Below are 26,571 nucleotides of genomic sequence, written 5' to 3'. Positions count from 1 at the left end.
TGGCAAAGCAAGAAAAAGAAGCTGAAGTAATTATGTATTCAACTGACTTATAAAACTAAAAAGTACTTCTACAGAATTTGTAGAAGTATTTTCTTTTATTGGAGAGAATAAACTATGGAAAATAAATTTATTGATAAAAATGATATCTGGGCTCTAAGTATTACTATTACAGGAAAATGTAATGCATACTGTGATTATTGTCATTTTTATGCTAGAAAAGACAGAAAAGAATATAATTTCAATCTTGATGAGGAAATTTTTAAGAAGTATGTGCAGCTAATCAAAATAATAAAGAAAAAATATCATAAAAACTTGCAAGTAAGATTTTCTGGTGGGGAGCCGCTTATGGCTAGAGATACACTTTTTAAATATTCAGAATATCTATTTAATGAAACTGGGATTAAACCATTTGCCCTATCAAACGGTAAAAGTATAGACAAAAAAGTTATTGAAAATGCGGAAAAAAATCATTTGGCTGGATTTTATGTTTCAATAGAAAATCCATTTGACCCCGCCCCAGGGGCACCTATTCCAAAAGTAGTCATACAAAATATCAAAGATTTTAATTCAGAAATTGTGAAAGTTGCACCAGCAATTATGATTGTCAAAAATAACTCATTTAAACATCTAATGAAAATTGCAGACTATATTTATGAAGAAACAGGAACACTACCGGCTATATCGGAATTGACTTATCAGGCCTTCGAAAGCCCAACGGAACAGGAATTAAAAGATTTATCTAAGAATGTGGAAGAGCTTTGCTATAAATACTATGGAGTGGCACCCATACGCTTATTTCCCTATGTATCTCCAGAGTTTTTTGCAAATGGAGAAAAGAACTTTTTGAGTGAATTAGATTTAGAAAATTCTTTAAATGTAAGTGAAGGGAATATTGATGAAATTGCGGAAAGATTATATCAAAAACTAGGAAAAAGTTACGTTAATAATCCTTGTCAAGATAAGAGTTGTCCGTGGTATGATGATTGTCGAAAAATTAAATGGTTATGGTTTCATGATTCGGATAAAGTTACAGCGGAAAAAAGGTTGGAAGACTTTTGTAGAATGAAGAAAGTCTTAAACGATTCAATTTACAATGGGATAATGAAAAAATCCAAGGAACTTTGTTATGTTTGAAATTTTAAAAGAAAATAAAAACTTTAGAAATTTCTTTCTAGCTTTAAATTCTAGTTATATTGGAGATGCGATTGATGACATTGCATTTGGAATGCTAATTTATCAAATTACTAAATCTGCATTTTTGACGGGATTAGTAGTTGTGATTAGGATATTTTTTAGTTTTATTTCGATATTTACGGCAGCTTTGACAGATTATTGGAGAAAAGAAAGAGTTATTGTTTTATCAGAATTAGGAGAGTTCACATCCCTTTTACTATTCTTGATAATATATTTATTTATAATACCTCCAGTTTGGCTTATTTTTATAGTAGTTATTATTAATGCTGGATTCGGAGCCTTTTCTACACCAGCCAAAAGTGGACTAATCGGATATATATTAAAAGATGTAGAAATTGTAAAAGCAAGGAGTTTATTATTTGGAGGGCAAAATCTATCACAAATTATAGGTTATACCATAGCTGGATTAGTTATTACCAGTTTGGGTTATAAAACTTGTATAATGATTGACTTAATAAGTTTTATTATAGGGATAATATTTATAAGCAAAATAAATTGTTACAACATCCCTTTAAAAAATAAAAATAGAAGATTTATGAGAGAAGCACTAAAGGGAATTAATATTATTTATAAAAAAAGAATATTAATCTTATTAATCCTTCTGTCTTTGATAGGAAATTTTGCGATTGCACCGGTAGAATCAATGATGACCGCATATTTGGGGAAATATTTTGGAGATATTAATTATTTTTCTTTATTTATGCTGTTCTCTACACTAAGTTCATTTTTAGGGGTAGTATTTATTTCTCACTTTAATAAAAAATTTAAAAATAGTATTTTAATGATGATTGGCTTTGGCTTTGGAGTTGTTGGAATATATAGCTTACTCGGTAAAAAGTTATTTTTATTAATCCTATCGGCAATTTTTTTGGGACTATCAAATGTGATAGTTTCTACTATAAATGCCGCAATGATTCAGTTAAACACGCCGAAAGAATTTCTAGGAAGAGTTTTCGCTACGTTTAAATTTATATCATTATCAATAAGCCCACTATCTATTTTAGTAGTGGGAGGAATATCTTCATATTTTCCATTGTCAAGCTCTTTTGCTATTTTAGGAATACTATTATTAGTGTCTATGGTACTTAGTCCATTTCTAAGTAGTGGGGATAAAAAATAAAAATACTATGAGTTTTCTCTCCCAAAATAAATACTTTTCTAGTAAGTCGTTCTATATTAGATATATATGATAATAATTAAAAATAGGCAGTTTAAACTGCCTATTTTTTTAATCATTAAAATCAAAGCGAAGTTTCATGTGATTGGAACCAGAAATAACCATTTTACCAAGAAGTTCAGTTTGAGCAGTCAGAGCAATCTGTGCAAGTTTTTCGTTCACTGCTTCAAGTGATTGGTCACTTCCTTTGTCGGTTTCGTTTTGTAAGGCTCTTAATTTTGCCATTGTGTTTAGGTCAAAATTGTCTCTTTTATCGACATAACCTTGGAAATTACTGTCTCCTAGAACAGCGGTCATTGTAGTCAACCAATACATTTTAGTTGGGTCAAAGTCGGCTTTTGTATCGCGATAACAAGTAGGGGTATCACTTACTCTAGCATAAAATGGAACAAGGCTATTGAAACTGTTAGGACCAAAAGCAAGCCAATGAATGCCAGCAAGCTTCTTGTCTACATTATCTCGAATTTGTAAAACATGGAGTTCCAAATTACGATTGAGTCCAATTGGTCGAATCAATTTTTGTTCTGCGGCGCTTGATGTTGTGCTGTATGGGTCATAAGCTGTATTTTCATAATGACTTGACATGACAAACTTAATTTCTTCAATGGAAATTTTGCGATTGGCATGGCTGATGAAAGGTAAATCTTGGTTAAATGGATCGTCATTTCCTGTGGTTTCTGGAGAAAAATAGTTTTGCACATACCAAGCGCGTGGATTGTTGTAGCGCGTGTCTTTAATGGTACTTGAACCAAAAATATGACGAAGGTTATAACCATCAAAGTCTGGATTAAGCTTGTTCTTATCAATAAATTCTTTCAAACCTGTTGAATAAATCGTGTCAGAACTTTCAAAATCATACCAATCGATATTAAGACGATTAGGAGCAATAACATAAGCGTCGTCGGGGATACGAATAGCTGCCCATTGATGTCCACCTAGTGTTTCTAACCACCAAATTTCATCTTTATCAGAAAAAGCCATCCCATTTGATTCATAGGTTCCATATTTTTCTAAGAGTTGTCCCATCCGTTCAACACCTTCACGCGCACTCTGGATATAAGGGAGGGTAATTGTTGTGAAGTCTTCTTCACCAAGGCCACTTTCAACATAAGGGTCCAATCCCAAAATACGACTATTTGTTGTTGAGGTTTCTGTCGCAGTCATGGCAACATTCTCACTATTAATTCCAGCCGCTGCCCAAATACCATAGCTTGAATCCGCATCAGGTGTAGAAGTATATGATAGGGGATTTTCTGGTAAGTCAAATTCACAAGCTGTGGCGATAGAGCGATAGTGCTTGGGTTGATTTTCAGGATTGATGACAACAAAACGTTGGGGATTAGGTTTATCTCCACCATCTTCGTTTCGTGCAATTAAAGTTGTGCCATCTAATGAGGCTTTTTTACCGACGAGAAATGTTGTACAGGCCATATGAACTCCTTTATAAAGGTATAAGTGATTTGTGCTAAGTTCCTCAAAACTTAAAGTTCTTATCATTATACTACAAAATAACTTTTATATGCAGTTTCTAAAGGGTAAAATGATTTGAGGTTCAAAAATGAAGTGTTACAATTAGTTTAACATTAAATCTAAAGAAAGTTTATGCCATCAAAGGAGAATAAGATGAAATCACCGATTGCTATTAATGATATTAGTGTGAAATTTGGCGATAAGGCAATATTAGACCATTTATCCTATGAATTTGAAAGTGGAAAAATTATTTGTTTAATTGGACCTTCTGGAGCTGGGAAGTCAACCTTTATCAAAGCCATTGTTGGAATGCAAAAATTGGATTCTGGCAATGTTGAGATTCTTGAAAGAAAAATTCCTGACAGAGAAGTATTTGGGAAATTAGGCTATATGGCGCAAGAAGACGCCTTATTTAAGGAATTGACCGGCAAACAAAATTTAGAATTTTTTGGTTCTTTGCAAGGAATCAAAAAAAAGGATTTACAAGGAAAACTTGATAAGGCAGCTGCTACAGTAAATCTGACTAAGCAGTTAAATCAATCAATTTCTAATTATTCAGGAGGAATGCAAAGGCGCTTATCACTCGCTATTGCTCTGCAAACGGATGCTCCGATTTTACTTTTAGATGAACCAACTGTTGGGATTGATCCAGAATTGCGTCAAGAAATTTGGGAAGAGCTGCGAAATCAAGCAAATCAAGGGAAAACAATATTAATTACGACGCATGTTATGGATGAAGCTGAACGTTGTGATGTCGTACTGATGCTTAGAAATGGTAAATTTATAGCAGAAGGTTCGCCAAAGGAAATTAAGGAAAAGTATCAAGTTGCCTCGGTTGAGGAAGCCTTTATTGTTGCGGGAAAAAATTTAGAATTAGAAAATAAGGGGGCAGCGAAATGAGAACACTTGCTATCTTTAAACGAATTATGCTTCAACGGCGTGGTGACCCTAGGACGTTAGCAATGATGTTTTTAGCTCCAATATTTATTTTGACGCTCATGTACTTTCTCTTTCAAGTGCCGTCAAATACTGCTTACAGAGTGGGTTTGAAGTCTGATAATACAGAATTAACAAGAGCTTTGAAGGATATGCCAGATGATAAAGCACATCTGAAAGTGATTAGTGTTTCTGAAAATAATCGCTCAACAATGAATGAGAAAGATTTGAGTGCAATTGTTAGTATTTCGGGAAAAAATATTGATGTTAGTTATGCTAATCAGTCAAATGGAACAAGTTCTGCGATTAAGCTACTTTTAACACAAGTCATTCAAGAAAGCCAAGTTAAGGCAACTAAAGAGGAGACTAAGCAGGCTCTGCAAAATTTGATAAGTAAGTTACCTCAAACATCAGGTCAAAGTTTTTCAACAAATTTCAGGGTTGATACAGAGCAGTATAAAGTAACGAGTCACTATTTGTACGGAGATCCTAGTAGTACAAATGCTACTTTTGATGATTTAGCACCGATTTTAGTTGGAGCCTTTGCTTTCTTCTTGGTGCTTCTAATTTCAGGTATTTCATTAGTGAACGAGCGAACCTCAGGGACGCTGGGGAGAATGTTAGTCACTCCTGTGAAACGAACTGAAATCGTGACGGGCTATACTTTGAGTTATGGAATTCTTGCAATGATTCAAACAGCACTCATGGTTGTTTTTACTTATTGGATTTTAGGGGTTCATAATAACGGAAATATTGGCTGGGTCTTTGTCATTAATTTCTTTATCGCCATCATCGCTTTATTGTTTGGATTACTCTTATCCACATTAGCAAAAACAGAATTTCAATTTGTACAGATGATTCCTTTAGCGATTGTTCCCCAATTTTTATTTTCTGGTTTGATTCCTGTGGATACGATGCCTGTCATTCTTCAAGGAATCGCTCATTGTATTCCGGTTTATTATGGAATTTCTGCCATGCAAGAGGTAGTTAAAAGAGGAGTAGGATTCTCTGGAATCTGGTTTGATTTGTTCATTATGCTCCTTTTTGCGGCGCTGCTCTATCTTGCGAATGTTTTAGCTTTGAAAAATGTTCGTCGGACTTAAAAATATGCTTTTGATTACATAACTACTGGATAGTCTATCTGGTGGTTATTTTGGTTTTTAAAAGAAAAAGAAAGTACTTTTTTGTTATAATTAAAGCATGAAAAAAATTACAGTACGGACAAAAGCAGCAAAGAAATTGCGGGCTGGTTATCCACTTTTGGTGGCAGAAGATTTAAATTCACCCTTCTTGGAGGATGATTTTGCACAATTTTTTGATGAAAAAGGGCAAGCGCTTGGAACAGGTTATCTTTCAAAACAAAATAAAGGAGTGGGTTGGCTTTTAGATTCTTCGTCAGTAAAAATTGACCATCATTTTTATGTGGAAAAATTTGTCAATGCACGCGCTTTACGGGCGAACTTCTATCAGGATGAATTAACGAACGCCTTTCGTCTTTTTAATGGTGAAGGAGATGGATTAGGTGGCTTAACCATTGATTTTTATAATGGTTTTGCTGTCTTTTCTTGGTACAATCAATTTATATATAGTCAAAAAAAAGCGATTGTTAAGGCTTTTCAAGTCGTTTTCCCAGATATTAAAGGGGCTTATGAAAAACTTCGTTTTTCTGAGGCTGCTTTAGAAAGTCAACATATTTTTGGCCAAGAAGCGGCTGAACCTTTGTTGGTCATGGAAAATGGCGTGACTTATGCGACTTATCTAAATGAAGGATTAATGACAGGAATTTTTCTTGACCAAAAAAAAGTTCGTGGGGCACTTGCGGGCGGTCTTTCAACTGGTAAAACTTTACTAAATATGTTTAGTTATACAGGGGCTTTTTCAGTTGCAGCAGCTTTTGGAGGGAGCAGTCAAACAACGTCAGTTGATTTGGCAAAACGTTCGCTTGATAAAACGAGAGAACAATTTTTGGTCAATGGAATTGAGCCAGAGAGTCAAAAAATCTATGTGATGGATGTTTTTGGTTATTTTAATTATGCTAAGAAAAAAGAATTGACTTATGACATGGTTGTCCTCGACCCTCCTTCATTTGCCAGAAATGGTAAAAAAACATTCTCAGTAGCTAAAAATTATGGCGACCTTGTTAAGGAAGCTGTTGAAATTTTAGAAAATAATGGGACATTAATTGCATCAACAAATGCAGCAAATGTTTCTGATAAAAAATTCCGTCAAATGATTGAAGAAGCGCTCAAAAATAAGGGAGTAAAATTTACCGTTTTCCAAGAAGAAAAATTACCAGCTGATTTTCATATTGCTGACAGCTTTCCAGAAGGAAATTATCTTAAAGTGTTATTTATTAAAATCAAAAAATAATCTGTCAATTACTGACAGATTTTTTTGTCAGTAAAAATTTTACTGACAGAAATAATGATTAATTACAAATGTGAGCGCTTTACTATCTGCTTTCTATATGATAAAATGCAAGAATAAGTCTAATAATTCCCGACTTTTTTAGATAGAAAGCAGAGTGTGAATGAGGGATCGAAACCTCATTTACTTTTATTATGGATAAAAAATATTATCAATTACTAAAAAAACAGTTTTCGTCAAAGGAAGCAGTACTGACAGAAATTATTAATTTGAGTGCTATTTGTGAACTACCAAAAGCAACAGAGCATTTTATGAGTGATGTGCATGGTGAATATGATGCTTTTAATCATGTTTTGAGAAATGGTTCTGGCAGTATCAAAGAAAAACTTAGAGATTGTTTTCCAGAATTTTCTGCGACAGAAATATCATCACTTGCAACCTTGATTTATTATCCACAAGAAAAACTAGATTCTGAGTGTCAACTAAAAGAGACAGAAGAATTTGAGAACTATTGTCGAATCAATTTAGTTTATCTTTTAAAGACTGTAAAATTTGTCGGTCAAAAATATACTCGTTCAAAAGTCCGAAAAGCTTTTCCAGAAAAATTTCGATATATCTTAGAAGAGTTAATCAATGAAGTTGATTCGACAACTGATAAAAGAGATTATTTTGATTCAATCCTTTCGCAATTGCAAAATTTGGGTGAACTTACTCGCTTAATTGTTGCACTTGCAGATACGATTCGCAGATTGACGGTTGACCACCTTCATGTGGTGGGAGATATTTATGATCGAGGACCTTATCCAGATAAAATCATTGACCGCTTAATAAAAATGCCCTCAGTTGATGTTCAATGGGGAAATCATGATATTGTATGGATGGCAGCTTTTAGTGGTTCACCTTTAGCCATGATGAATGTAATTAGAATCTGTGCCCGCTATGGAAATCTCGATATTCTTGAAGAATCTTATGGGATTAATTTACGGATGATTTTAGAGTATGCTGAACGTTATTATGAGCCAAGTGAGGCTTTTCAACCACGTTTGGTCGAAGGGGTTCGTTTGTCAGATGATGAAAAGGCACTCCTTAATAAATTACAAGAAGCCACAGCCATTTTACAATTTAAGTTAGAGAGTCAGTTGATAAAACGCCGACCTGATTTTCAACTTGAACATCGTGACGTCCTTCATTTCATTGATTTTTCCGAAAAAACAATAAAATTGGGAACTGAAGTTTATGAATTAACTGATTTTCAAGCGCCTACAGTAAATCCTGAGCAGCCTGAAAGTTTGACTGTTGAAGAAGAAAAAATAATCAGCCATTTATTAAATAATTTTAGAAGTTCTGATAAACTTAAACGTCATGTTGAATTTTTACAAGAAAAGGGAGCTATGTATCTTTCTTACAATGGTAACTTGTTGATTCATGGCTGTCTTCCCTTACATGAAAATGGTGATTTTAAATCATTTACGGTTAACAAAGAGGCTCATGCTGGCCGTGATTTGCTTGATTTCTTTGACCAAGAGGTTAGAAAATGTCTCGCTCATCCAGAAAATTCGACGGATTTAGCTACAGATTTGATGTGGTATCTTTGGGTGGGAGAATGCTCTTCATTATTTGGTAAAACGGCAATGACAACCTTTGAACGCTATTATATCAAGGATAAGAAAACGCATGTGGAAAAGAAAAATCCTTATTATCAATTGCGTGAGGAAGCTGAAATTATCAGGAAAATTTTAGAAAACTTTGGTTTAGATGAAGAGGGACATTTGGTGAATGGGCACACCCCTATCAAAGAAAAAAATGGTGAAAATCCAATCAAAGCAGATGGAAAGTTGATTGTGATAGATGGTGGTTTTGCAAAAGCTTATCAAAAGGAAACAGGAATTGCTGGATATACTCTTCTTTATAATAGTTTTGGCATTCAACTGGTTGCTCATCAACCCTTTTCAACCGTTAAAGAAGCAGTTGAAAAAGGGACGGATATTATTAGCCTGAAACGCTTGGTAGCCGAAGTTGACCAAAGAAAACGAGTCAAGGATACAAATGTTGGCCAAACTTTGTTAAGTGAAATAGCAGATTTAGAAGTCCTTTTTGAACATTATGAGGAATTTTAAAAGTACCAGTGTTGGTACTTTTTATTTGTTTTCCAAAAAAGACAATAAAAAAACTCAGCCTTAGCCGAGTTAATATTAGTGCGGTGGGCGGGACTTGAACCCGCACCAAGAAAATTCCCGACAGGATCCTTAATCCTGCGCGTCTGCCAATTCCGCCACCACCGCAAAACAGTACTTTAATATAGTACCATTTCTATAAAGAATGTGCAAGCCTGAGCTAGGGCTGACTTATTATTGGAAATAAGAAGCAATTTGGGCAGCGTGTTTTCCAGCAACAAAACCTGTCACAAAGGCGCAGGTAATATTATAACCGCCAGTGTATCCATTAATATCTAAAAGTTCACCGGTCATGAATAAGCCTTGGGTTTGTTTACTTTCCATACTTTTAGGATTTATTTCTTTGAGAGAAACACCGCCACCTGTTACAAAAGATTTCTCAATTGGTAAAGTTTTGCTAACTGTGATTTGCCAATTTTTGAAAAGACTAGCGATTTTATCAATTTGCTGCTCAGATAGCGTCTTGGCAGAAAGACCAGGGTCAATTCCAGCTTTTTCAAGGATAAATAGAAGCATACGTTCTTGGGTCAATCCTGAGAAGGCATTTTTAATTGATTTATCTGTTTTAGAAAGGCTAGTCAGTTCATTTTTCAAAGAGCCCAACTTTTTTTCGGGGAATTGGTCTAAGCTGACTGTGACCATTTTTTCACCTTTAGCAAGGAGTTGGTTAATGAAACTTGAACAACGCAGAGCAGCTGGACCAGAAATTCCGAAATGTGTAAATAATAAGTCATGCTGATGAGAGATGATTGCTTTTCCCTTAGAATTGAGTACTGAGAGTTTGATTTCGCGTAGGGAAATGCCTTGAAGACTTTTGTCTAAAATGAATGGTTCGTCAGAAATCAGGGCAGATTCAGTGGCATAGAGTTGTGAAATACTATGCCCTGCTGAGCGTGCTAAACGATAGCCATCACCAGTTGAACCTGTGGAAGGATATGCGCGTCCGCCTGTTGAGAGGATAATTGTAGGGCTTAAAAAGCTCTCGCTATCCGTTTCAAGACCAATTACCGCTCCGTTTTCAATGAGAAGCTTATCCACTGCTTGGCTTGGAAAATAAGAAACATGGAGGCTCAAAATTTTATTGAAGAGGGCATCAACAATTGTTTTTGATTTGTCGGTTATAGGGAACATGCGCCCGTGGTCTTCTTCTTTTAATTTAACACCATTGCTTTCAAAAAATTCGATAATATCAAGGTTAGAAAATTGAGAAAAGGCTGAATGAAGAAAACGACCATTTCCAGGAACATTTGTTAATATTTCGTCAACAGAGCGGGCATTTGTCACATTACAGCGTCCGCCACCTGTCATTAATAATTTTTTTCCGACTTTTTTATTTTTATCAATAAGAGCAACTTTTGCTCCGTTTTGCGCGGCTGAGATGGCAGCCATCATTCCAGAAGGGCCTGCGCCAACAACGATAACGTCAAATGTTTTAGCTGATTTTGTCATGCTTTAATTTTAACATGATGTGAGCAGAAATAGGGGAAAGAGTATTGAAAAATAGTAAATTTAAATTCAGCGAGCGATAAGGATTTTAAATATTGATATTTGATATTGGAAATCGATATGAAATGCGGTAAAATAGCATTATGATTGAACTGACTGATGAAATTCTAGCAAAAGTAATTAAAAAACGTAAAAAAGCTTCTTACAAAGGAACTTATGGTCGCTTATTAGTGATTGGCGGTAATCGTCAATATGGTGGTGCGGCTATTTTGGCGACGACAAGTGCAGTTTATTCAGGTGCGGGCTTAGTTTCTGTGGCACTGGCTAAAGAAAATCATAGTGCTTTACAGGCAAGACTTCCAGAAGCAATGACTTTAGATTTTGATGATTTGATAAAGCTAAGAGAAGTAGCAAAAGCTGCTGACGTTATTGTTATTGGCCCAGGATTGGGCTTAGAAAGACTAGATTTACTGACAGAAATTTTGAATTTACTGACAGAAAATCAAAAGTTAGTCATTGATGGTTCGGCACTGACACTTTTTGCCAGAGAGCATTTAGACTTACCATTTCCTGAAAATACGGTGTTTACACCTCATGAAATGGAATTGGAACGACTTTCTGGTTTGAAAATTGGTCAACAAACCAAAGAAGAAGTTCAAGATTTTGTTAATCAACTCGGAGCGATTGTCGTTGCTAAATCTTCAGAAACACGAATTTTTGCGCCAAATCGGGAATCATTTATCTTGAAAATAGGAAGTCCAGCTCAGGCAACTGGGGGAATGGGGGACACTTTAGCCGGGATGGTTGGTGGCTTTTTAGCTCAGTTTCATGGAGAAGCAGAGGAAGTCGTTGCTGCTGCAACTTACTTGCATAGTTTAATTGCAAGTGTCTTAGCTCGGAAATCATATGTGGTCTTGCCAAGTCGATTGATTGAAGAAATTCCATTATTTATGAAAAAATATGAATGCTGATTAATTCTGTCAGTTCAATGCGACAAGGGGAGTATTGAAGTTGGGAATAAAAAAATTACTGACGAAAATTTCAGTCCTCCGTCAGCATGTTTTTCTTAGAATTTTTGTTATAATTAATCATCAAAATAAATGAAGATGAGGTCGAAAGATGAATGCAATTGAACTTGTGCAAGGCGCCATGAAAAAAGCAGAGAAAATTCGTCCAAAAGTAGGTGGTTTTCCATACTTGGCTGAATGTATGCGAGAAGCTGGAGTTTTAAAAAATGTTTGGACCCTTCCTGCCGGACAAAGCACGTTTTGGACAAGCGCTGGCGTAATTAGCGTGACCAATTCACCAATGGTGAGTGGTTTTCATGAGGTGCCAGTTTTTGACCAAGAAGCTTTGATTAAGGCCTTGCGGGCTGACCAAGCTGGACAAACGACTTTTCCGGAATTCTTGAGTGCCACTTGGGAAGCTGGTGTGATTTCTTATGAAGCTGATTTTTCAGAAAGAAAAGTCACTTATCTAGGAAGTCAAGGAGAAAGCTATGTTGAGGCCTATCCAGCAGTCGAAATTCATTAAAAAGTTACTGACAGAATGATTAAAATATTTGGTAAAATTATTTACTAAATTAATCATTCTGTCAGTAACTTTTCTGTTAATTTCTGATAAAAGTGCTATAATATTTGAATGAAAACTAAGAAAAATAAAGAAAAACTACTAAGGGTAGTTTCTGGGGAAAAGGGGAAATTATGCTAACGATTGGAAGGCGATATTTAAATTTTTGGCCTGTATTTTGGGCACTTTTTTTGTTAGTTATTCAAGTTGTGACTAATCTTTGGCTTCCAACGATTACAGCGGATATTATCAATAAAGGTATTGGTCAATCTGATATGAAATATATCTGGTTTATGGGTCTAATCATGCTTTTCGTTTCCCTGGCCAGTTGGCTTTCGGCAATTGGAAATGTTTATTTTGCTTCCAAACAATCTCAAGGATTGGGCTTAAAATTACGCCATGATTTATTTAAGAAAGTTTTATTCATGGACGAGCGCAACTTTCAGGAATTTGGTGATGCCACTTTAATTACACGTACAACAAATGATGTGACTCAATTGCAAAATGTCTTTCAAACGATGTTACGAATGATGCTCATGGCGCCAATGATGCTCATTGGTTCTATTTTCATGGCTTGGAAATTATCACATGATTTACTGCTGGTTTTTTTGATTGCCCTGCCTATTTTAACTTTGGCTGTCGTTATTAATATTGCTATTTCCATGCCACGGTTTCGGTCAATGCAAACAAAAGTTGATAAAATTAATCTGATTTTTCAACAAGGTTTGACTGGTGTTCGGGTGATTCGTGCTTTTAGACGAGACCAATATGAAATTGATAAATTTGATGAGGCTAACCGTGATTTGACACATACCAGTCAAGTGGTTTTGACGACGATTGCGATGTTAATGCCAATTATGACAGTTATTCTCAGTTTTACAAAAATTGGAATTGTTTGGTTTGGCGCTCATCTTATCAGTAAAAATATGATGGAAATGGGTTCATTAGTTGCCTTTTTGACCTATGCCACACAGATTTTGATGTCATTTATGCAATTATCAGCAGTTGCTGTTATGTTGCCAAGGGCTCAAGTCTCGGCTGTACGGGTTCGAGAAGTTTTGGACACTAAAGATAAAATTACTAATGAAAATTCGAGCATATCCGTAGAGGCGCTAAAGCGCCAACGGCTATCCTCTGACGGTAACGACAAGTTGTCTGAAAGTAATTCTGTCAGCAATGCTCTAGCTCTTAATCATGTATCTTTCAAATTTGATGAAGCAAAAAGACAAGCGCTAAGTGACTTGTCAGTAAATGTAGCAGCTGGTCAGACCTTAGCAATTATTGGGGGGACTGGTTCTGGTAAATCAACGATTTTGAATTTGATTGCCAGATTAATTGACCCGACAAATGGAAGTGTCACAATTGATGGTACTGATATTCGCCAAATTTCACAGTATGACTTGCATGAAAAAGTTTCTTTTACGCAACAAAAAGCTCAACTTTTTTCGGGAACTGTCCGCTCGAATCTTCAATTTGGGAAAAGTGATGCAACAGATGAAGAAATGTGGCAAGCTTTGGAAATTGCACAAGCTGCTGATTTCGTTCGTGAACAAGGTGGACTTGAGCTGGCGGTCGAACAAAATGGCGCAAATTTCTCTGGTGGTCAAAAACAAAGAATTTCGATTGCTAGAACCTTGATTAAAGAGGCAGAAATTTATCTATTTGACGATTCATTTTCGGCCTTGGACTTTGCTACTGACAGACAATTACGAACAGCTATTAATCATTCGGAAAAACATAAAAATAAAATCAAGGTGATTGTGGCTCAAAGAATCGCAACTGTCATGTCAGCTGACCAAATCTTAGTTTTAGAAAATGGAATTGCCGTAGGACTTGGTACTCATGAAAGTTTGGCAAAATCATGTCCGCAATATCAAGAAACAATGCAATCTCAACTCTCGGATGATGATTTGGTCAAGATGGGTGTTTCAATTGCACATTTGACCGCCAGAGGAGGTGATGACCAATGATGAGAGGAAATTATCTCAATCGAGGTGGCAAAGGGGCTGACCGTTTTCAAAAAGGTCGGCGAGCTCAAAATTTCTTTCCAACGATTATTCGACTTTTCAAATATATGCGCAGAGATTTATGGGGACTTCTTTTTTCAATTTTAATTGCTTCGCTGTCAGTCATTTTGTCGGTTCAGGCACCCAAAATTTTGGGAAATGCAACCACAGTGATATTTGATGGCGTAACACAAAGTCTAAAAAATCATACCGCAATTCAAATTGACATGGCTAAGGTCGAATCTATTTTGCTTTATGTCATGGTCATTTATCTGATTTCATTTATCTCTGGGATTTTGCAACAAAGCATTATGACACGCATTTCGCAACGAACAGTTTATACTTTACGTCGTGAATTTAAAAACAAAATGAAAAAATTGCCAGTTTCATATTATGATAGCCATAGTCATGGGGATATCATGAGTCGAATGATAAATGATATGGATAATATTTCAGGGACTTTAAATCAAACTTTGATTCAGCTTATCACAAGTCTCTTGCAATTTGTTGGAACTATTTATTTCATGTTGACCATTTCTTGGCAGTTGGCACTTGTTGCCTTTATCACAGTTCCTTTGGCAATGATTACGGTAAGGATTGTCGCACCTTTATCGCAAAAATTCTTTGCTGAACAACAAAAAAATCTGGGATTATTGAATGACCAAATTGAAGAAAATTATGCAGGGCATGCAGTCATTAAAACATTCAATCATGAAGCCTCAGCTGAAAAAGAATTCGCAAAAAGAAATGATAATTTTTATAAATCAGCTTGGAAAGCTCAATTTGTATCGACTTTGATTTATCCAACCATGCGATTTATCAATAATTTAGATTACTTAGCCATGGCCGTAATTGGTGGCCTTAAAGTTATTTCAGGGACGGTTAATCTCGGAGATGTTCAAGCCATGTTGCAATATACCAATCAATTTGCACAGCCAATCACAAATATCTCGAATATGCTCAATACCATTCAGGCTACAGTTGCGTCAGCCGAACGAATTTTTGAAGTATTAGATGAAAAAGAAATGACTGACGGAATTCCTGTCAGTGAAAAAGTTGCTGACGAAAGTTCAAAAAATGCTGTCAGTAATTTAGGGGCGATTGACAAGACTGATTTCATCAATTTTGACCAAGTCGCATTTTCTTATAATGAAAATCAATCCTTAATGACAGATGTTAATTTTTCCGTTGAAGTTGGGCAAATGATTGCCATTGTGGGTCCAACTGGAGCAGGTAAAACAACAATGATTAACTTGCTTGAACGATTTTACGATGTCACTTCGGGGAAAATTTTACTTGAAGGAAAAGACATTCGCGAAATTGACCGTGAACAATTACGTGGACGGATGGCAATGGTTTTACAAGAAACCTGGTTGTTCTCAGGGACAATTATGGATAATTTACAGTATGGTCGTCTTGAAGCAACACAAGAAGAAGTGATTCAAGCAGCTAAAATGGCACATGCTGATGAATTTATCACCACTTTACCTCAAGGTTATCAAACACTTTTGAATGAAGCCGCAAGCAATATTTCTCAGGGTCAAAGGCAGTTATTAACCATCGCCCGTGCCTTTTTAGCAAATCCAGAAATATTGATTTTGGATGAAGCCACATCCAGTGTAGATACAAGAACGGAGCGCCTGATTCAATCAGCGATGAATCGTTTATTAAAAGGACGGACAAGCTTTGTCGTTGCTCACCGTTTATCAACTATTCGTGATGCCAATCAGATTTTGGTTATGGAAAATGGAAATATTGTGGAAATGGGGAACCATGAAAGTCTCCTTAAAGAAAATGGATTATATGCCAGCCTTTATAATTCACAATTTGCAAAATAAGATATCAAAAAAATCAGTCTCTTTTTGATTGATTTTTTTGTTTATTAAGCGTCTATTTTGTTATAATGAGTTAAAAATAGGCGAGAAGGAGCGATAATGTTTAAAAAATCAGACAAGAAAATAAAAGAAAATGATCAAGAAAGCAATGCAGCTTTTGAGGAGTTTTTTAATCAAGTGCTCAAAAAAATGCCTGCTCGTTCCGCAAAAATAATCAGTTCTTCTTTAACTGTTTCAAAAGCGAAAGCAGAGCAGTTTTTAGCTAGCAATTCTCAGAAATTTGACCACCTCTTTGATGAATTTTTGGTTGGAGTCGACAGTCAAACGCGAAGGAAATGCCATGAAACCATTCATTTCGCTACCTTGACGGCGGCAATTGTTGGCTTTTCACCAATTCCCTTTTCAGATGCCGTCTTGCTTGTTCCGATTCAATTGACAATGATGATGCGACTTTATAAGATATTTGGGGCTTCTTGGTCAGAAGCATTGGCAAAAGGAATCACTAAGGAATTAGTTGTTGTTGGTTTAGGTCGAAGCCTTGTAGGAAATGTTTTAAAATTTGTTCCTGCGGTTGGAACAATTGCAGGTGGAGCAATTAATGCCACAGTGGCGACAACAATTACAGAAGCCTTAGGCTGGGTAACTGTCAAAATGCTTAATGATGGCGAAGATATTTTCAATAATGTCCTGACTTTTGAAGGTCAATTCAAAGGTTTGGTCAGTAAATTACAAAAAGCCAATAAGAAAAAATAGGCTGTCAGTAAAAAAAGACTTATCAGTTGATAAGTCTTTTTATTATTATTTAGAAAAACCATTTTCCAAAGTTTTAATGACAGCCAAAATTTGTTCATCGGAAACCAACTTGTCAGCTCCATTAATAATTGATTCATAAGCTGAATCATAAACTCTACCATAATCACCAGCAACCGTTGGAATATGCTTCACAATGCGGTCACCATTTTGATTGAAATAGGTAAGTTGCCCAAAATCAGCTGGACTGTCTTGCCCAAAACCTTCATCACCTGGGAACATGCCAACTTTTAAATCATTTTCTTGTTGGTCAACATCCATTTTGATGAAAGTTCCTTTCGTACCATAAACAAGCCATTTTGGATGTGGTAGAGCAGCGACTTCAGTAGCAGCAACAGTTGCTCGCAAGTTTGGATAAAGAAGATTGACAGAAAAATAGTCATCGACACTGTCATAATCTCTTGTTGCTCGAATATCATATTGAACTTCTTTGGGAGCGCCAAAAAGTGAAACCATTTGGTCCACTAAATGAACACCGTGACCATACCAAGCGCCATCAAAATTTCCACCTTGACTGGCATCATTAGGTCTAAAGTGGTCCATATTGACAGTGATATCTACCAAATCACCCAAATAACCTTGCTCAATCACTTTTTTGACGGTTAAAAAGTCGCTGTCAAAGCGTCGATTTTGGAAAGGCATGAAGAAAAGATTTTTTTCTTTGGCAAGAGCTACCAATTCTTTAGCTTGTTCCAAAGTTTCGACTAATGGTTTATCACAGAGTACATTTTTTCCAGCTGAAAGGAGTTCCTTAGCATAGTCATAGTGAGCAAAAGCTGGAGTTACAATGACTACTAAATCAATTGAATCATCGTTAATAATATCAGCGATGTCAGTGGAGAACAAAGTTCCATTTGCTTCTAATTCTGCTTGTTCAGGACGTTTTCCCAAAGTCCGGTTGACAATTCGTTTAATCACAATATTCTCACGTTCTTTCACGTAAGGAATATGATAGCGATTTGTTGATTTACCAAAACCAACATAGGCAATATTAAGCTTTTTTGTCATTCTTTTTATTCTCCATTTTGGCACGGAGGGCTTCAATTTTAGCTTGAGTGGCATTCTTTGTATTGATGCCTTTTCCGCCTACCGTTGAGTTTTTTTCGTGAAATTTTCCGACAGATTTCTGTCCTTTATTATCAAGTTGATATTTTCCCATAAGATAAATTAGGTTTCAGTAAGCAAAGTGCCTACTGAATTCAGTTCCTTTCTAAGTGGATTTGACTGATAAAAGTCAAAAAGTTACTGACAGAGCTGTCAGTAAAAATTTGACCGATTAAATTCCTTACTAAAGGAAATGAAGTTGCACTTGTAATTTAAAAATGCTGAACTTTTAGAGTAAACTTTAAATTACTTTACGTTCGTAAGGGTCAGTAGAAATTCCTTCAGAAAGAATTTTCTTAGACCATTCTTTAGCACCGAAAAGTGAGTGATTACGGTAATTTCCGCATTCTTTTTCAGCAACACCAGGGACATTATCCCAACCAAATTCGTCACTTGCAAGCTCTTCTAGAGAAGACTTAATTACTTTAGCAATTTCTTCTGAACGATGTTCACCCCACATAATCATGTGGAAACCAGTTTGACATCCAAAAGGCGAAAAGTCAATCATGCCATCAATTCTATCGCGAATTAAACTAGCCATGCTATGCTCAATAGTATGTAAAGCGGCCATTCCAATGGCATTCGCATTAGGTTGAACAAAACGAACGTCAAAATTAGTGATAACATCGCCTTTAGGCCCAGTTTCGCTACCGATTAAGCGGACATAAGGGGCAAGTACTTTTGTGTGGTCTAATTGAAAAGATTCTACTTCAGCCATAAGATATAGGATACAAAACTTAGCTGATAAAAGTCAGCCTTGTTAGTATCTCCTCCTTTATTTTAAATTCTAATTCTATTCTATCATTTTTTGAGCGAAATATTTTTTCATTTTAATTATAAAGTGGTAAAATGACTTTATAACGGTTTCAAAAGAAGCCTTATTGCTTAAAAAAGCAAGAAACATCATTGTCAAAAAGAGTGAGGAGGGGAAGTGAACATCAGAGAAGTTGAAAAGTCATCTTTCTCCGTCATTGGAAAAGAAGGCTTAGGTAAAGCACAAGAAGCTGACATTTGGATTCCACCACTCTGGCAAGAAGCAACCAACGCTTTTGAGGAAATTATTCATTTGATTAAGCAGCCACTCACAATTTGGGGGGCCATGTCCGATGAATCAGGGCAATTTAAACCATGGAATAATGGTGGACTCTATCTGGCAGGTGTTGAAGTTGAAAATTCAGCGGAAAAGCCTGAAAATTGGACTAAATGGACACTTCCAGGTTTTCGTTATTTCGTTGTTGAAACAACAACTTATGAAATGAACAAGACTTATTCAAACATGTGGAATTATTTAACTCAAAATGATTTAGAAATTGTTGGAGCAGTACAAGAACATCAATCAATTTCGGCAGAAAATCCTGAAGAGTTAGAACTATGGTTTCCAATTGAAAGAATATAAAAGTCCAAATAGTTTCATTGATGACGAGTTGTTGTATTTTAAAAATTACTAAGGAGAAAAAATCATGACATTAACAGACACTTACACACTAAACAATGGCATTAAAATTCCAAAAGTTGGCTTTGGAACTTGGCAATCTGCGAGCGGAGAAGAAGCTTATAATGCGGTAAAAGCAGCACTTGAAGCAGGATATCGTCATATTGATACAGCGGCAGTTTATAAAAATGAAGAATCAGTCGGTCAAGCAATTGCTGATTCAGGAATTCCCCGTGAGGAACTTTTCGTTACAACAAAACTTTGGGGTGTAGGAACAACAGAGGACGCTGCGAAAGCCTTGGATGAATCCTTGAAAAAATTGGGACTTGATTATGTTGATTTGTACCTCATTCATTGGCCAAATCCTAAAGCATTCCGCCCTGATTTTGAAACACGTAATCTTGCAGTTTGGAAAGCCATGGAAGCAGGCGTAAAAGCTGGTAAAATCCGTGCGATTGGTGTTTCAAACTTCCACCCACGTCACCTAAAACCATTGTTGAAATTTGCTGAAATTAAACCAGCAGTTAACCAAATTATGGTCAACCCAAGTGATCAACAAGAAGAAATTGTAAGTTTTAATGTTGACAACAATATCTTGACTGAGGCTTACAGCCCGCTTGGAACAGGTAAAATCTTTGAAGTTCCAGAACTTGCAGATTTGGCAAGTAAATACAACAAGAGTATTGCTCAAGTGGTATTGCGTTGGTCTCTTCACAAAGGATATTTACCACTTCCTAAATCAGTAACCCCTGCAAGAATTAAAGAAAATGCAGAAATCTTTGATTTTGATTTAAGTATTGAAGATATTGCTTTTATTGACAGCCTTCATGGAAAAGCTGGTTTGGCTAAAAACCCTGATGAAGTTGATTTCTAAAGAATAATTATGAACATATTTTACTGAAAGATTGTTTACATCTCTTAAAAGACAGCAGAGAATTTGGTCAGTAATTTAAAAAAGGTCTGTCAGTAAAATTTTGCTGACAGGCTTTTTAGATTTTTGCTATAATAAAAAAAATGATCAAATATCAAGGAGAAATGATGAAAAAAGCACTTGTTTTAGTTGATTTTCAAAATGATTTTATTGATGGAAGTTTGGGCACGAAAGAAGCACAAGCCATTGTCCCAAATGTTATTGAAAAACTCTCTCAATATTCTAAAGAAAATCGTCTAGCAACCCAAGACACCCATTTTGAAGATTATTTAACGACACAAGAAGGCAAAAATCTGCCAGTTATTCATTGTCAAAATGGTACTTTTGGTTGGGAAATTCGTAAAGAAGCTCAAGTTGGCTTTGCTAAAATTTTTGAAAAAACAACTTTTGGTTCCAGAACATTGGCAGAATTTATTCGAGATGAAAATTATGATGAAGTTGAACTTGTCGGAATTTGTACGGATATTTGTGTTGTTTCCAATGCCTTGTTAATCAAAGCCTATGCGCCAGAAGTAAAAATAAGTGTTGATGCTTCTTGCTGTGCTGGAGTTTCACCTGAAAAACATTTGGCAGCACTTGAAACAATGCGTTCTTGTCAAATAGAAATCACGAATGCCTAATTTTGGTAAAAAGTTACTGGCAGGTCTGTCAGTAATTTCAACTTGACAAAATCCTTATGATAATTGATAATGGAGTGAGAAATAAGAAAAATTTTGAAGGTGAGTGCGAGGTATAAATTTGGATTATCATCAATTATTTTCCCGCTTGAACGAAAAACTTTCAGAAGAAAATTTGCAACTTCACTTACATTGTGTTGGTGGTTTCGTGCTTGAATATTATGGAATGAAGGCAACAGAGGATATAGATGCCTTTTATGAAAGTACCGAAAAAGTTGAAAAAATCATTCAAGAAATTGGTGAAGAATTTCATGTCGGAACCTCTAATGAACCTTGGTTGAGTCAAGCAGTCGGTGAAGTCATGTCTCATTCAAAAACAGATGAAACAATTATTTTTGTGGAAAGTCATTTGACTGTTGGTCTGTCATCACTCGAATCTATTCTTATCGATAAAATACAGGCTGGCCGAACCAAAGATGTTCCAGACATCGCAAAAATAATGAAAAAATTAAAAATTGAAAGCCCAGATCCTCTCCTAGAACGATTTAAACATACAGATGGTTCAGCAGACCCAGCGGTCATTTTAGAGGCTTTTAGTTTAGCTTATGGCGAAGAAGCCTTAAAAAATTATTTACGAAAAAATCCAAAAATACTGAGGTTATTGCAATGACGTGGATTGAATATCTCCTGAATGCTGCTCAAAAGTCTAAATGGAATTTAGAACTTTGGGTCCGTTATTTAAATAAAGTGATTCAACGGGACAAAATTTTACTTTCAAAAACAGATATTGATTATTTAATGAGTTCTGAAGAATTAACTTCATTTCAACGCGTTTTTCTTGAACTCGCGCTTGAAAAAGAGACAACACCTTGGGAAATGACTGTTGGCATGTCTGAACCGACTCAATCGATTCATCTTCAGTCTGTTTTAAAAGAATTAAAAAAAGAATGAATTAACTTTCATTCTTTTTATGTTTTATAAATTACAATTTATTTAATACGAAGATATTGACCAATTAAAATGGTATCACTTGATAAATGATTCCAAGCCTTAATTGAAGCAATTGGGCTACCAGATTTTTGTGAAAGTCCCCAAAGTGTATCTCCTTTAACAACCTTATGGATAGAGGAAGCTGCAGAAGAGTTAGAAGTTGAGCTCGTAGAGGCTGAGCTTGAACCTGTTGAAGAACTTGAGGAACCAGCAGATTGTGAAACGATCAAGTTTTGTCCAATATAAATTGTATCAGAATTTAAATGATTCCAACTCTTGAGTTGAGCAATCGTCGTTTTATATTTGACAGAGAGTCCCCAAAGTGTATCACCAGATTTAACCTTAATCGTCGTCTGTGAAGCTGGTTTGGCAGGAGTGACCGAAGTAGTAGGCGTTGTAGTTGCGGCAGAATTTCCTGAAGAAGTTGAACTATTTGTATTAGACGAAGAACTTGAAGTTGTCAATACAAGCTTTTGCCCAATATAGATGACTGTACTTTTAAGATTGTTTGCGCTTTGGATTTGAGCAACACTAATTCCATATTTTTGCGAAATTCCCCAAAGTGTATCGCCAGATTTAACCGTATAAGTGGTTGAGCTTGTACTTGTATTTGAATTGTTATTGGTATTTGTAACTGTCGAACCACCGGTGTTAGAATTACCAGCAGAAGAAGCGCCGTCAAAACGAGTCAAATTATATTGAGAGATAATTCGATTCAGGGAAGCACCATAATTAGGGTCAGTTGCATATTTTCCTGTTAAAGCTGCGGTTGCATCTTGATAAGTTGCCGCGTTTGCTCGCCAAGCTTTAGCGTAATAAGGACCATTTCCAAAGTTTGTAGTTTTTAAAACATAAGCATTGTCTTGGAAACTTTGATTAAAGGAAGGATAAACCCTAAATGGCATATCTTTTGTGACCCATTTACCATTGAGATATTCTTGAGTTTTAAAAACAACGCTTTTTCCTTGATAAGTTCCTTGAATACCGAATAAATTATAATAGGGGGCACGAGAAAGTTGGCTTGAACCCCAGTTACTTTCCAAAATAGCTTGGGCAATCATAACTGAAGGATAAAGACCATTACTATCGGCAACTGGTTTTGCTGATGCAGCAATACTTTCAATAAAAGCTTCTGTCGAATTTGTTGCGGCTTGAACCACTGGGCTTGTTTGTTGGAGCAAAAGCTCATGAGTGGTCGTCAAAGTTCCCGCAATGAGAACAGCGCCAGCAAATTTGGTCGCTGGTTTATAAAAAGCCAGTGGTTTTTTAGCTTTCTTTTTTAAATGTCTATTTTTAACTTTAATACGAGAAACTGGCATAAATAATTCCTTTCCTGAAAATACAGAATAAAATAAGTACTACCCTATTTTACCACGGTTAATGGAAGAAAAAGATGACAATTATGTGGCGGTTTGTAAACGTTTTTTATTTAATGTTTTATATTGGCTAGAAAATGTGAGAATTTAGAGAAAAAGTCTGATTTAAGACGCATTAATTACGTTTTGAATACAAAGAGATTATATTTTGCTTTGCGAAATTGAGAAAAGGGAATGAAAACAAGCAACACAAGATATTGTGTGTGTTTACATAATTTAACCTATATATTGTGTCATTTCCGAGAATTTGATAAAATAGATGATGTAATTGAAGAGGATGGTTAATATGAAAAGTGAAGTAAAATATCAAGATGTAACACTAGAAGAAATTAATGTGATAAAGCGTGACGGACGCTCAGTGAAATTTAACAGTGAGAAAATTTTTGATGCTTTGACTAAAGCGGCTAAAAAAGTCGAACTGACAGATATGTCGGTTCTTTCAGAACTTACTGACAGAGTAGTCAGTGAAATCTTTACTCGTTTTTCTGAAAATGTCAAAATTTATGAAATTCAATCAATTGTTGAGCAAGAACTCCTTGAGTCTGGTGAAACTCAATTGGCTGAAGAATATATCTCTTATCGTGCTAACCGTGATTTGGCCCGTACCAAAGCAACGGATATCAATTTTACGATTGAAAAATTAATTAATCGCGACCAAACTGTCGTTAATGAAAATGCCAATAAAGATTCTAACGTTTTCAATACTCAACGTGATTTGACAGCTGGTGCGGTTTCCAAAGCAATTGGATTGAAACTTCTTCCGCCACATGTGGCAAACGCTCACCAAAAGGGTGATATTCATTATCATGACCTTGATTATAGTCCATTTACTACAATGGCTAACTGTTGTTTGATTGACTTTAAAAATATGTTTGAAAATGGTTTTAAACTTGGAAATGCACAAGTAGATTCGCCAAAATCAATTCAAACAGCAACTGCGCAAGCCAGTCAAATCATCGCTAATGTGGCTAGTTCACAATATGGTGGTTGTTCATTTGACCGTGCCGATGAAGTATTGGCGCCTTACGCGAAATTAAATTATAAAAAACATTTAAAAGATGCACAAAAATGGATTGATGGTGCTGAAAAACAAGAAGCTTATGCTCGTGAAAAAACAGCCAAAGATATCTATGATGCAATGCAATCTTTAGAATATGAAATTAATACTTTGTTTACTTCAAATGGTCAAACGCCTTTTGTAACGGTTGGTTTTGGTCTTGGAGACGATTGGTATGCGCGTGAAATTCAAAAAGCAATTTTGAAAGTACGGATTGGTGGCTTAGGTTCAGAACACCGTACTGCCATTTTCCCTAAATTAATTTTCACACTCAAACGTGGACTTAACCTCGAAGTAGGGACACCAAACTATGACATCAAAGAACTTGCGCTTGAATGTTCAACAAAACGGATGTACCCTGATATTTTGAGCTATGATAAAATTGTTGAATTAACAGGTTCATTTAAAGCTTCAATGGGTTGTCGTTCATTTTTACAAGGCTGGAAAGATGAAAATGGGAATGACGTGACTGCTGGACGTAATAATCTTGGAGTTGTTACAGTTAACCTTCCACGTATTGCTCTTGAAGCCGCTGGAAATAAAGAAAAATTCTGGGAAATCTTCAATGAAAGAATTGAAATTGCTCATGATGCGCTTGCCTTTCGTGTTGAACGTGCTAAAGAAGCACAACCTAAAAATGCACCTATTCTCTTTATGAATGGTGCATTGGGACGTCTTGATGCCGAAGGTTCAGTTGATGAATTGTACAATAAAGAACGTGCAACTGTAAGTTTAGGTTACATTGGACTTTATGAAGTGGCGACTACTTTTTATGGCCCAACTTGGGAAAATAATCCTGAAGCTAAAGCTTTTACAATTGAAATTGTGAAACGAATGCATGAAGATTGTGAAGATTGGTCTAAAGCCTCTGGTTATCATTATTCTGTTTACTCAACACCGTCAGAAAGTTTAACTGACCGTTTCTGCCGAATGGATAAAGAAAAATTCGGTTCAGTTGCAGATATTACTGACAAAGATTACTATACTAATTCTTTCCACTATGATGTGCGTAAAAATCCAACTCCATTTGAAAAATTAGAGTTTGAAAAAGACTATCCTGTTTATGCCAATGGTGGATTCATTCATTACTGTGAATATCCTGTTCTTCAACAAAATCCGAAAGCTCTTGAAGCAGTCTGGGACTTTGCCTACGATCGTATTGGATATCTTGGAACAAATGCACCAATTGACCACTGCTATGCTTGTGGCTTTGAAGGAGATTTTGCGGCAACGGAACGTGGATTTAAATGTCCACAATGTGGCAATGATGATCCTAAAACCTGTGACGTTGTCAAAAGAACTTGTGGATATCTTGGAAATCCGCAAGCACGTCCAATGGTTCATGGTCGTCACAAAGAAATTTCATCACGTGTAAAACATATGAATGGTTCTGTCGGAGCTTTGAACGATGGAAATTTGATTGATTCAGTCGAAGTTGACGAAGCGAAATCAAAATATTTTGCGGAGAAATAAGTATGAACAATCCAAAACCAGGAGAATGGAGAGCTGATGAACTCTCACAAAATTATATTGCAGATTATAAACCCTTCAATTTCGTTGATGGGGAAGGGGTGCGCTGCTCACTTTATGTGAGTGGCTGTATGTTTCATTGCGAGGGCTGCTATAATCAAGCCACTTGGTCATTTCGTTATGGAACGCCTTATACTAAAGAGCTTGAAGATAAAATTATGGCTGACCTTGCTCAGCCTTATGTCCAAGGTCTGACGCTTCTTGGTGGGGAACCTTTCTTGAATACGACATTTTTGATTCCTTTGCTCAAACGGATTCGTCGTGAGTTACCGGATAAAGATATTTGGTCATGGACAGGTTATACATGGGAAGAGATGCTACTTGAAACAGATGACAAATTAGAAATGCTTGATTTGTTAGATATTTTAGTTGACGGTCGTTTTGAATTATCAAAGAAAAACTTAATGCTCCAATTCCGTGGGTCATCAAATCAGCGGATTATCGATGTACCAAAATCTCGAAAACAAGGACAAGTTGTCATTTGGGAAAAACTCAATGATGGTGAAAAAACTTTTGAACAAATTCATAAAGAAAAATTAATTTAAAAGTT

The 26,571-nt window shown here is 35.8% G+C and carries 24 protein-coding genes and 1 tRNA gene; 18 read left to right on the top strand and 7 right to left on the bottom strand.

The window, feature by feature from the left end; all coding sequences use genetic code 11:
• Positions 1 to 114: 114 nt before the first annotated feature.
• Together AB6B24_RS05800 and AB6B24_RS05795 are read left to right on the top strand one after the other, a co-directional pair.
• Entirely contained in the window at positions 115 to 1,134 is a 1,020-nt protein-coding gene (locus tag AB6B24_RS05800) for a radical SAM protein (protein WP_311805354.1), read from the top strand.
• Entirely contained in the window at positions 1,127 to 2,314 is a 1,188-nt protein-coding gene (locus AB6B24_RS05795) for an MFS transporter (RefSeq protein ID WP_311805352.1), read from the top strand. Before AB6B24_RS05800 ends, AB6B24_RS05795 begins: the two co-directional genes overlap by 8 nt.
• Positions 2,315 to 2,422: 108 nt before the next feature.
• On the opposite strand, the gene AB6B24_RS05790 is transcribed toward AB6B24_RS05795, so the two are convergent.
• Positions 2,423 to 3,802, bottom strand: a complete 1,380-nt coding sequence (locus AB6B24_RS05790; protein WP_311805350.1) for a C69 family dipeptidase — start codon at positions 3,800 to 3,802, stop codon at positions 2,423 to 2,425.
• Positions 3,803 to 3,994: 192 nt separating this feature from the next.
• Between AB6B24_RS05790 and AB6B24_RS05785 the strand changes: the two genes are divergently transcribed.
• From AB6B24_RS05785 to AB6B24_RS05770, 4 genes are all read left to right on the top strand, one after another.
• Positions 3,995 to 4,741, top strand: a complete 747-nt coding sequence (locus AB6B24_RS05785) for an ABC transporter ATP-binding protein (protein ID WP_153242083.1) — start codon at positions 3,995 to 3,997, stop codon at positions 4,739 to 4,741.
• Positions 4,738 to 5,880, top strand: coding sequence for an ABC transporter permease (locus AB6B24_RS05780; RefSeq protein WP_153242084.1), 1,143 nt, complete (start codon positions 4,738 to 4,740; stop codon positions 5,878 to 5,880). The genes AB6B24_RS05785 and AB6B24_RS05780 overlap by 4 nt, the downstream gene beginning before the upstream one ends.
• A 97-nt stretch (positions 5,881 to 5,977) precedes the next feature.
• Positions 5,978 to 7,147: a class I SAM-dependent rRNA methyltransferase gene (locus tag AB6B24_RS05775; RefSeq protein WP_311805346.1), complete on the top strand. Its 1,170-nt coding sequence runs from the start codon at positions 5,978 to 5,980 to the stop codon at positions 7,145 to 7,147.
• Between the two features lie 191 nt (positions 7,148 to 7,338).
• Positions 7,339 to 9,261, top strand: a complete 1,923-nt coding sequence (locus AB6B24_RS05770; protein ID WP_311805344.1) for a fructose-bisphosphatase class III — start codon at positions 7,339 to 7,341, stop codon at positions 9,259 to 9,261.
• Positions 9,262 to 9,340: 79 nt separating this feature from the next.
• Here AB6B24_RS05770 and AB6B24_RS05765 read toward each other — a convergent pair.
• Together AB6B24_RS05765 and AB6B24_RS05760 are read right to left on the bottom strand one after the other, a co-directional pair.
• Positions 9,341 to 9,426: transfer RNA gene (locus tag AB6B24_RS05765), tRNA-Leu, on the bottom strand.
• 66 nt (positions 9,427 to 9,492) lie between these two features.
• Complete coding sequence (locus tag AB6B24_RS05760; RefSeq protein WP_311805342.1) at positions 9,493 to 10,767, bottom strand: NAD(P)/FAD-dependent oxidoreductase; 1,275 nt, start codon at positions 10,765 to 10,767, stop codon at positions 9,493 to 9,495.
• Positions 10,768 to 10,907: 140 nt separating this feature from the next.
• Here AB6B24_RS05760 and AB6B24_RS05755 point away from each other — a divergent pair, with 140 nt between their 5' ends.
• The 5 genes from AB6B24_RS05755 to AB6B24_RS05735 all read left to right on the top strand — a co-directional run bounded on the left by AB6B24_RS05755 (position 10,908) and on the right by AB6B24_RS05735 (position 16,927).
• Complete coding sequence (locus AB6B24_RS05755) at positions 10,908 to 11,735, top strand: NAD(P)H-hydrate dehydratase (protein ID WP_311803899.1); 828 nt, start codon at positions 10,908 to 10,910, stop codon at positions 11,733 to 11,735.
• Positions 11,736 to 11,883: 148 nt separating this feature from the next.
• Entirely contained in the window at positions 11,884 to 12,297 is a 414-nt protein-coding gene (locus AB6B24_RS05750; RefSeq protein ID WP_003131176.1) for a DUF1398 domain-containing protein, read from the top strand.
• Positions 12,298 to 12,467: 170 nt separating this feature from the next.
• Positions 12,468 to 14,303 carry an ABC transporter ATP-binding protein gene (locus tag AB6B24_RS05745; RefSeq protein ID WP_369164306.1) on the top strand — a complete coding sequence of 612 codons (1,836 nt, stop codon included), beginning with the start codon at positions 12,468 to 12,470 and terminating at the stop codon, positions 14,301 to 14,303.
• A complete protein-coding gene (locus tag AB6B24_RS05740) occupies positions 14,300 to 16,177 on the top strand; it encodes an ABC transporter ATP-binding protein (protein ID WP_311803901.1) in 1,878 nt (625 codons plus the stop codon). Before AB6B24_RS05745 ends, AB6B24_RS05740 begins: the two co-directional genes overlap by 4 nt.
• 96 nt (positions 16,178 to 16,273) lie before the next feature.
• Positions 16,274 to 16,927 (top strand): YcjF family protein, encoded by a 654-nt coding sequence (locus tag AB6B24_RS05735; RefSeq protein WP_010905251.1) that lies wholly within the window; start codon positions 16,274 to 16,276, stop codon positions 16,925 to 16,927.
• Positions 16,928 to 16,972: 45 nt separating this feature from the next.
• Here the strand turns inward: AB6B24_RS05735 and AB6B24_RS05730 are convergent, their stop codons facing one another.
• The 3 genes from AB6B24_RS05730 to AB6B24_RS05720 all read right to left on the bottom strand — a co-directional run bounded on the left by AB6B24_RS05730 (position 16,973) and on the right by AB6B24_RS05720 (position 18,806).
• Positions 16,973 to 17,992: a Gfo/Idh/MocA family oxidoreductase gene (locus tag AB6B24_RS05730; protein ID WP_058219115.1), complete on the bottom strand. Its 1,020-nt coding sequence runs from the start codon at positions 17,990 to 17,992 to the stop codon at positions 16,973 to 16,975.
• Entirely contained in the window at positions 17,976 to 18,143 is a 168-nt protein-coding gene (locus AB6B24_RS05725; RefSeq protein ID WP_003131184.1) for a hypothetical protein, read from the bottom strand. Before AB6B24_RS05725 ends, AB6B24_RS05730 begins: the two co-directional genes overlap by 17 nt.
• 186 nt (positions 18,144 to 18,329) lie before the next feature.
• A complete protein-coding gene (locus tag AB6B24_RS05720) occupies positions 18,330 to 18,806 on the bottom strand; it encodes an S-ribosylhomocysteine lyase (protein WP_311803902.1) in 477 nt (158 codons plus the stop codon).
• Between the two features lie 213 nt (positions 18,807 to 19,019).
• Between AB6B24_RS05720 and AB6B24_RS05715 the strand changes: the two genes are divergently transcribed.
• From AB6B24_RS05715 to AB6B24_RS05695, 5 genes are all read left to right on the top strand, one after another.
• Positions 19,020 to 19,484: a GyrI-like domain-containing protein gene (locus AB6B24_RS05715; protein ID WP_311803912.1), complete on the top strand. Its 465-nt coding sequence runs from the start codon at positions 19,020 to 19,022 to the stop codon at positions 19,482 to 19,484.
• Positions 19,485 to 19,548: 64 nt separating this feature from the next.
• Complete coding sequence (locus tag AB6B24_RS05710; RefSeq protein WP_003131189.1) at positions 19,549 to 20,394, top strand: aldo/keto reductase; 846 nt, start codon at positions 19,549 to 19,551, stop codon at positions 20,392 to 20,394.
• Between the two features lie 164 nt (positions 20,395 to 20,558).
• On the top strand, positions 20,559 to 21,071 hold the full coding sequence (locus tag AB6B24_RS05705; RefSeq protein ID WP_195936290.1) for a cysteine hydrolase family protein: 513 nt from the start codon (positions 20,559 to 20,561) through the stop codon (positions 21,069 to 21,071).
• Between the two features lie 118 nt (positions 21,072 to 21,189).
• Positions 21,190 to 21,738, top strand: a complete 549-nt coding sequence (locus AB6B24_RS05700) for a DUF6036 family nucleotidyltransferase (protein ID WP_003131191.1) — start codon at positions 21,190 to 21,192, stop codon at positions 21,736 to 21,738.
• Positions 21,735 to 22,019 carry a hypothetical protein gene (locus AB6B24_RS05695; protein ID WP_003131192.1) on the top strand — a complete coding sequence of 95 codons (285 nt, stop codon included), beginning with the start codon at positions 21,735 to 21,737 and terminating at the stop codon, positions 22,017 to 22,019. Before AB6B24_RS05700 ends, AB6B24_RS05695 begins: the two co-directional genes overlap by 4 nt.
• A gap of 38 nt (positions 22,020 to 22,057) precedes the next feature.
• Here the strand turns inward: AB6B24_RS05695 and AB6B24_RS05690 are convergent, their stop codons facing one another.
• Positions 22,058 to 23,377 carry a LysM peptidoglycan-binding domain-containing protein gene (locus AB6B24_RS05690; RefSeq protein WP_311803913.1) on the bottom strand — a complete coding sequence of 440 codons (1,320 nt, stop codon included), beginning with the start codon at positions 23,375 to 23,377 and terminating at the stop codon, positions 22,058 to 22,060.
• A gap of 343 nt (positions 23,378 to 23,720) precedes the next feature.
• Between AB6B24_RS05690 and nrdD the strand changes: the two genes are divergently transcribed.
• Positions 23,721 to 25,964 (top strand): anaerobic ribonucleoside-triphosphate reductase, encoded by a 2,244-nt coding sequence (gene nrdD / locus AB6B24_RS05685; RefSeq protein WP_029344778.1) that lies wholly within the window; start codon positions 23,721 to 23,723, stop codon positions 25,962 to 25,964.
• A complete protein-coding gene (gene nrdG, locus AB6B24_RS05680) occupies positions 25,961 to 26,566 on the top strand; it encodes an anaerobic ribonucleoside-triphosphate reductase activating protein (RefSeq protein WP_025016575.1) in 606 nt (201 codons plus the stop codon). Before nrdD ends, nrdG begins: the two co-directional genes overlap by 4 nt.
• Positions 26,567 to 26,571 lie beyond the last annotated feature (5 nt).

This window comes from Lactococcus sp. AK05, assembly GCF_041026685.1.
Taxonomy (GTDB): domain Bacteria; phylum Bacillota; class Bacilli; order Lactobacillales; family Streptococcaceae; genus Lactococcus; species Lactococcus lactis.
Note: the sequence above shows the minus strand (reverse complement) of the source record. Positions and strands in the feature narration are given on the sequence as shown.

What these genes read in the sequence shown, in the direction of transcription:
- AB6B24_RS05745 (WP_369164306.1), top strand. Translation starts at nt 12,468, where the DNA reads ATGCTAACGATTGGAAGGCGATATTTAAATTTTTGGCCTGTATTTTGG.
- AB6B24_RS05695 (WP_003131192.1), top strand. Translation starts at nt 21,735, where the DNA reads ATGACGTGGATTGAATATCTCCTGAATGCTGCTCAAAAGTCTAAATGG.
- AB6B24_RS05770 (WP_311805344.1), top strand. Translation starts at nt 7,339, where the DNA reads ATGGATAAAAAATATTATCAATTACTAAAAAAACAGTTTTCGTCAAAG.
- AB6B24_RS05710 (WP_003131189.1), top strand. Translation starts at nt 19,549, where the DNA reads ATGACATTAACAGACACTTACACACTAAACAATGGCATTAAAATTCCA.
- AB6B24_RS05780 (WP_153242084.1), top strand. Translation starts at nt 4,738, where the DNA reads ATGAGAACACTTGCTATCTTTAAACGAATTATGCTTCAACGGCGTGGT.
- AB6B24_RS05795 (WP_311805352.1), top strand. Translation starts at nt 1,127, where the DNA reads ATGTTTGAAATTTTAAAAGAAAATAAAAACTTTAGAAATTTCTTTCTA.
- nrdD (WP_029344778.1), top strand. Translation starts at nt 23,721, where the DNA reads ATGAAAAGTGAAGTAAAATATCAAGATGTAACACTAGAAGAAATTAAT.
- AB6B24_RS05725 (WP_003131184.1), bottom strand. Translation starts at nt 18,143, where the DNA reads ATGGGAAAATATCAACTTGATAATAAAGGACAGAAATCTGTCGGAAAA.
- AB6B24_RS05785 (WP_153242083.1), top strand. Translation starts at nt 3,995, where the DNA reads ATGAAATCACCGATTGCTATTAATGATATTAGTGTGAAATTTGGCGAT.
- AB6B24_RS05750 (WP_003131176.1), top strand. Translation starts at nt 11,884, where the DNA reads ATGAATGCAATTGAACTTGTGCAAGGCGCCATGAAAAAAGCAGAGAAA.
- AB6B24_RS05800 (WP_311805354.1), top strand. Translation starts at nt 115, where the DNA reads ATGGAAAATAAATTTATTGATAAAAATGATATCTGGGCTCTAAGTATT.
- AB6B24_RS05755 (WP_311803899.1), top strand. Translation starts at nt 10,908, where the DNA reads ATGATTGAACTGACTGATGAAATTCTAGCAAAAGTAATTAAAAAACGT.
- AB6B24_RS05730 (WP_058219115.1), bottom strand. Translation starts at nt 17,992, where the DNA reads ATGACAAAAAAGCTTAATATTGCCTATGTTGGTTTTGGTAAATCAACA.
- AB6B24_RS05775 (WP_311805346.1), top strand. Translation starts at nt 5,978, where the DNA reads ATGAAAAAAATTACAGTACGGACAAAAGCAGCAAAGAAATTGCGGGCT.
- AB6B24_RS05790 (WP_311805350.1), bottom strand. Translation starts at nt 3,802, where the DNA reads ATGGCCTGTACAACATTTCTCGTCGGTAAAAAAGCCTCATTAGATGGC.
- AB6B24_RS05735 (WP_010905251.1), top strand. Translation starts at nt 16,274, where the DNA reads ATGTTTAAAAAATCAGACAAGAAAATAAAAGAAAATGATCAAGAAAGC.
- AB6B24_RS05740 (WP_311803901.1), top strand. Translation starts at nt 14,300, where the DNA reads ATGATGAGAGGAAATTATCTCAATCGAGGTGGCAAAGGGGCTGACCGT.
- AB6B24_RS05705 (WP_195936290.1), top strand. Translation starts at nt 20,559, where the DNA reads ATGAAAAAAGCACTTGTTTTAGTTGATTTTCAAAATGATTTTATTGAT.
- AB6B24_RS05690 (WP_311803913.1), bottom strand. Translation starts at nt 23,377, where the DNA reads ATGCCAGTTTCTCGTATTAAAGTTAAAAATAGACATTTAAAAAAGAAA.
- AB6B24_RS05760 (WP_311805342.1), bottom strand. Translation starts at nt 10,767, where the DNA reads ATGACAAAATCAGCTAAAACATTTGACGTTATCGTTGTTGGCGCAGGC.
- AB6B24_RS05720 (WP_311803902.1), bottom strand. Translation starts at nt 18,806, where the DNA reads ATGGCTGAAGTAGAATCTTTTCAATTAGACCACACAAAAGTACTTGCC.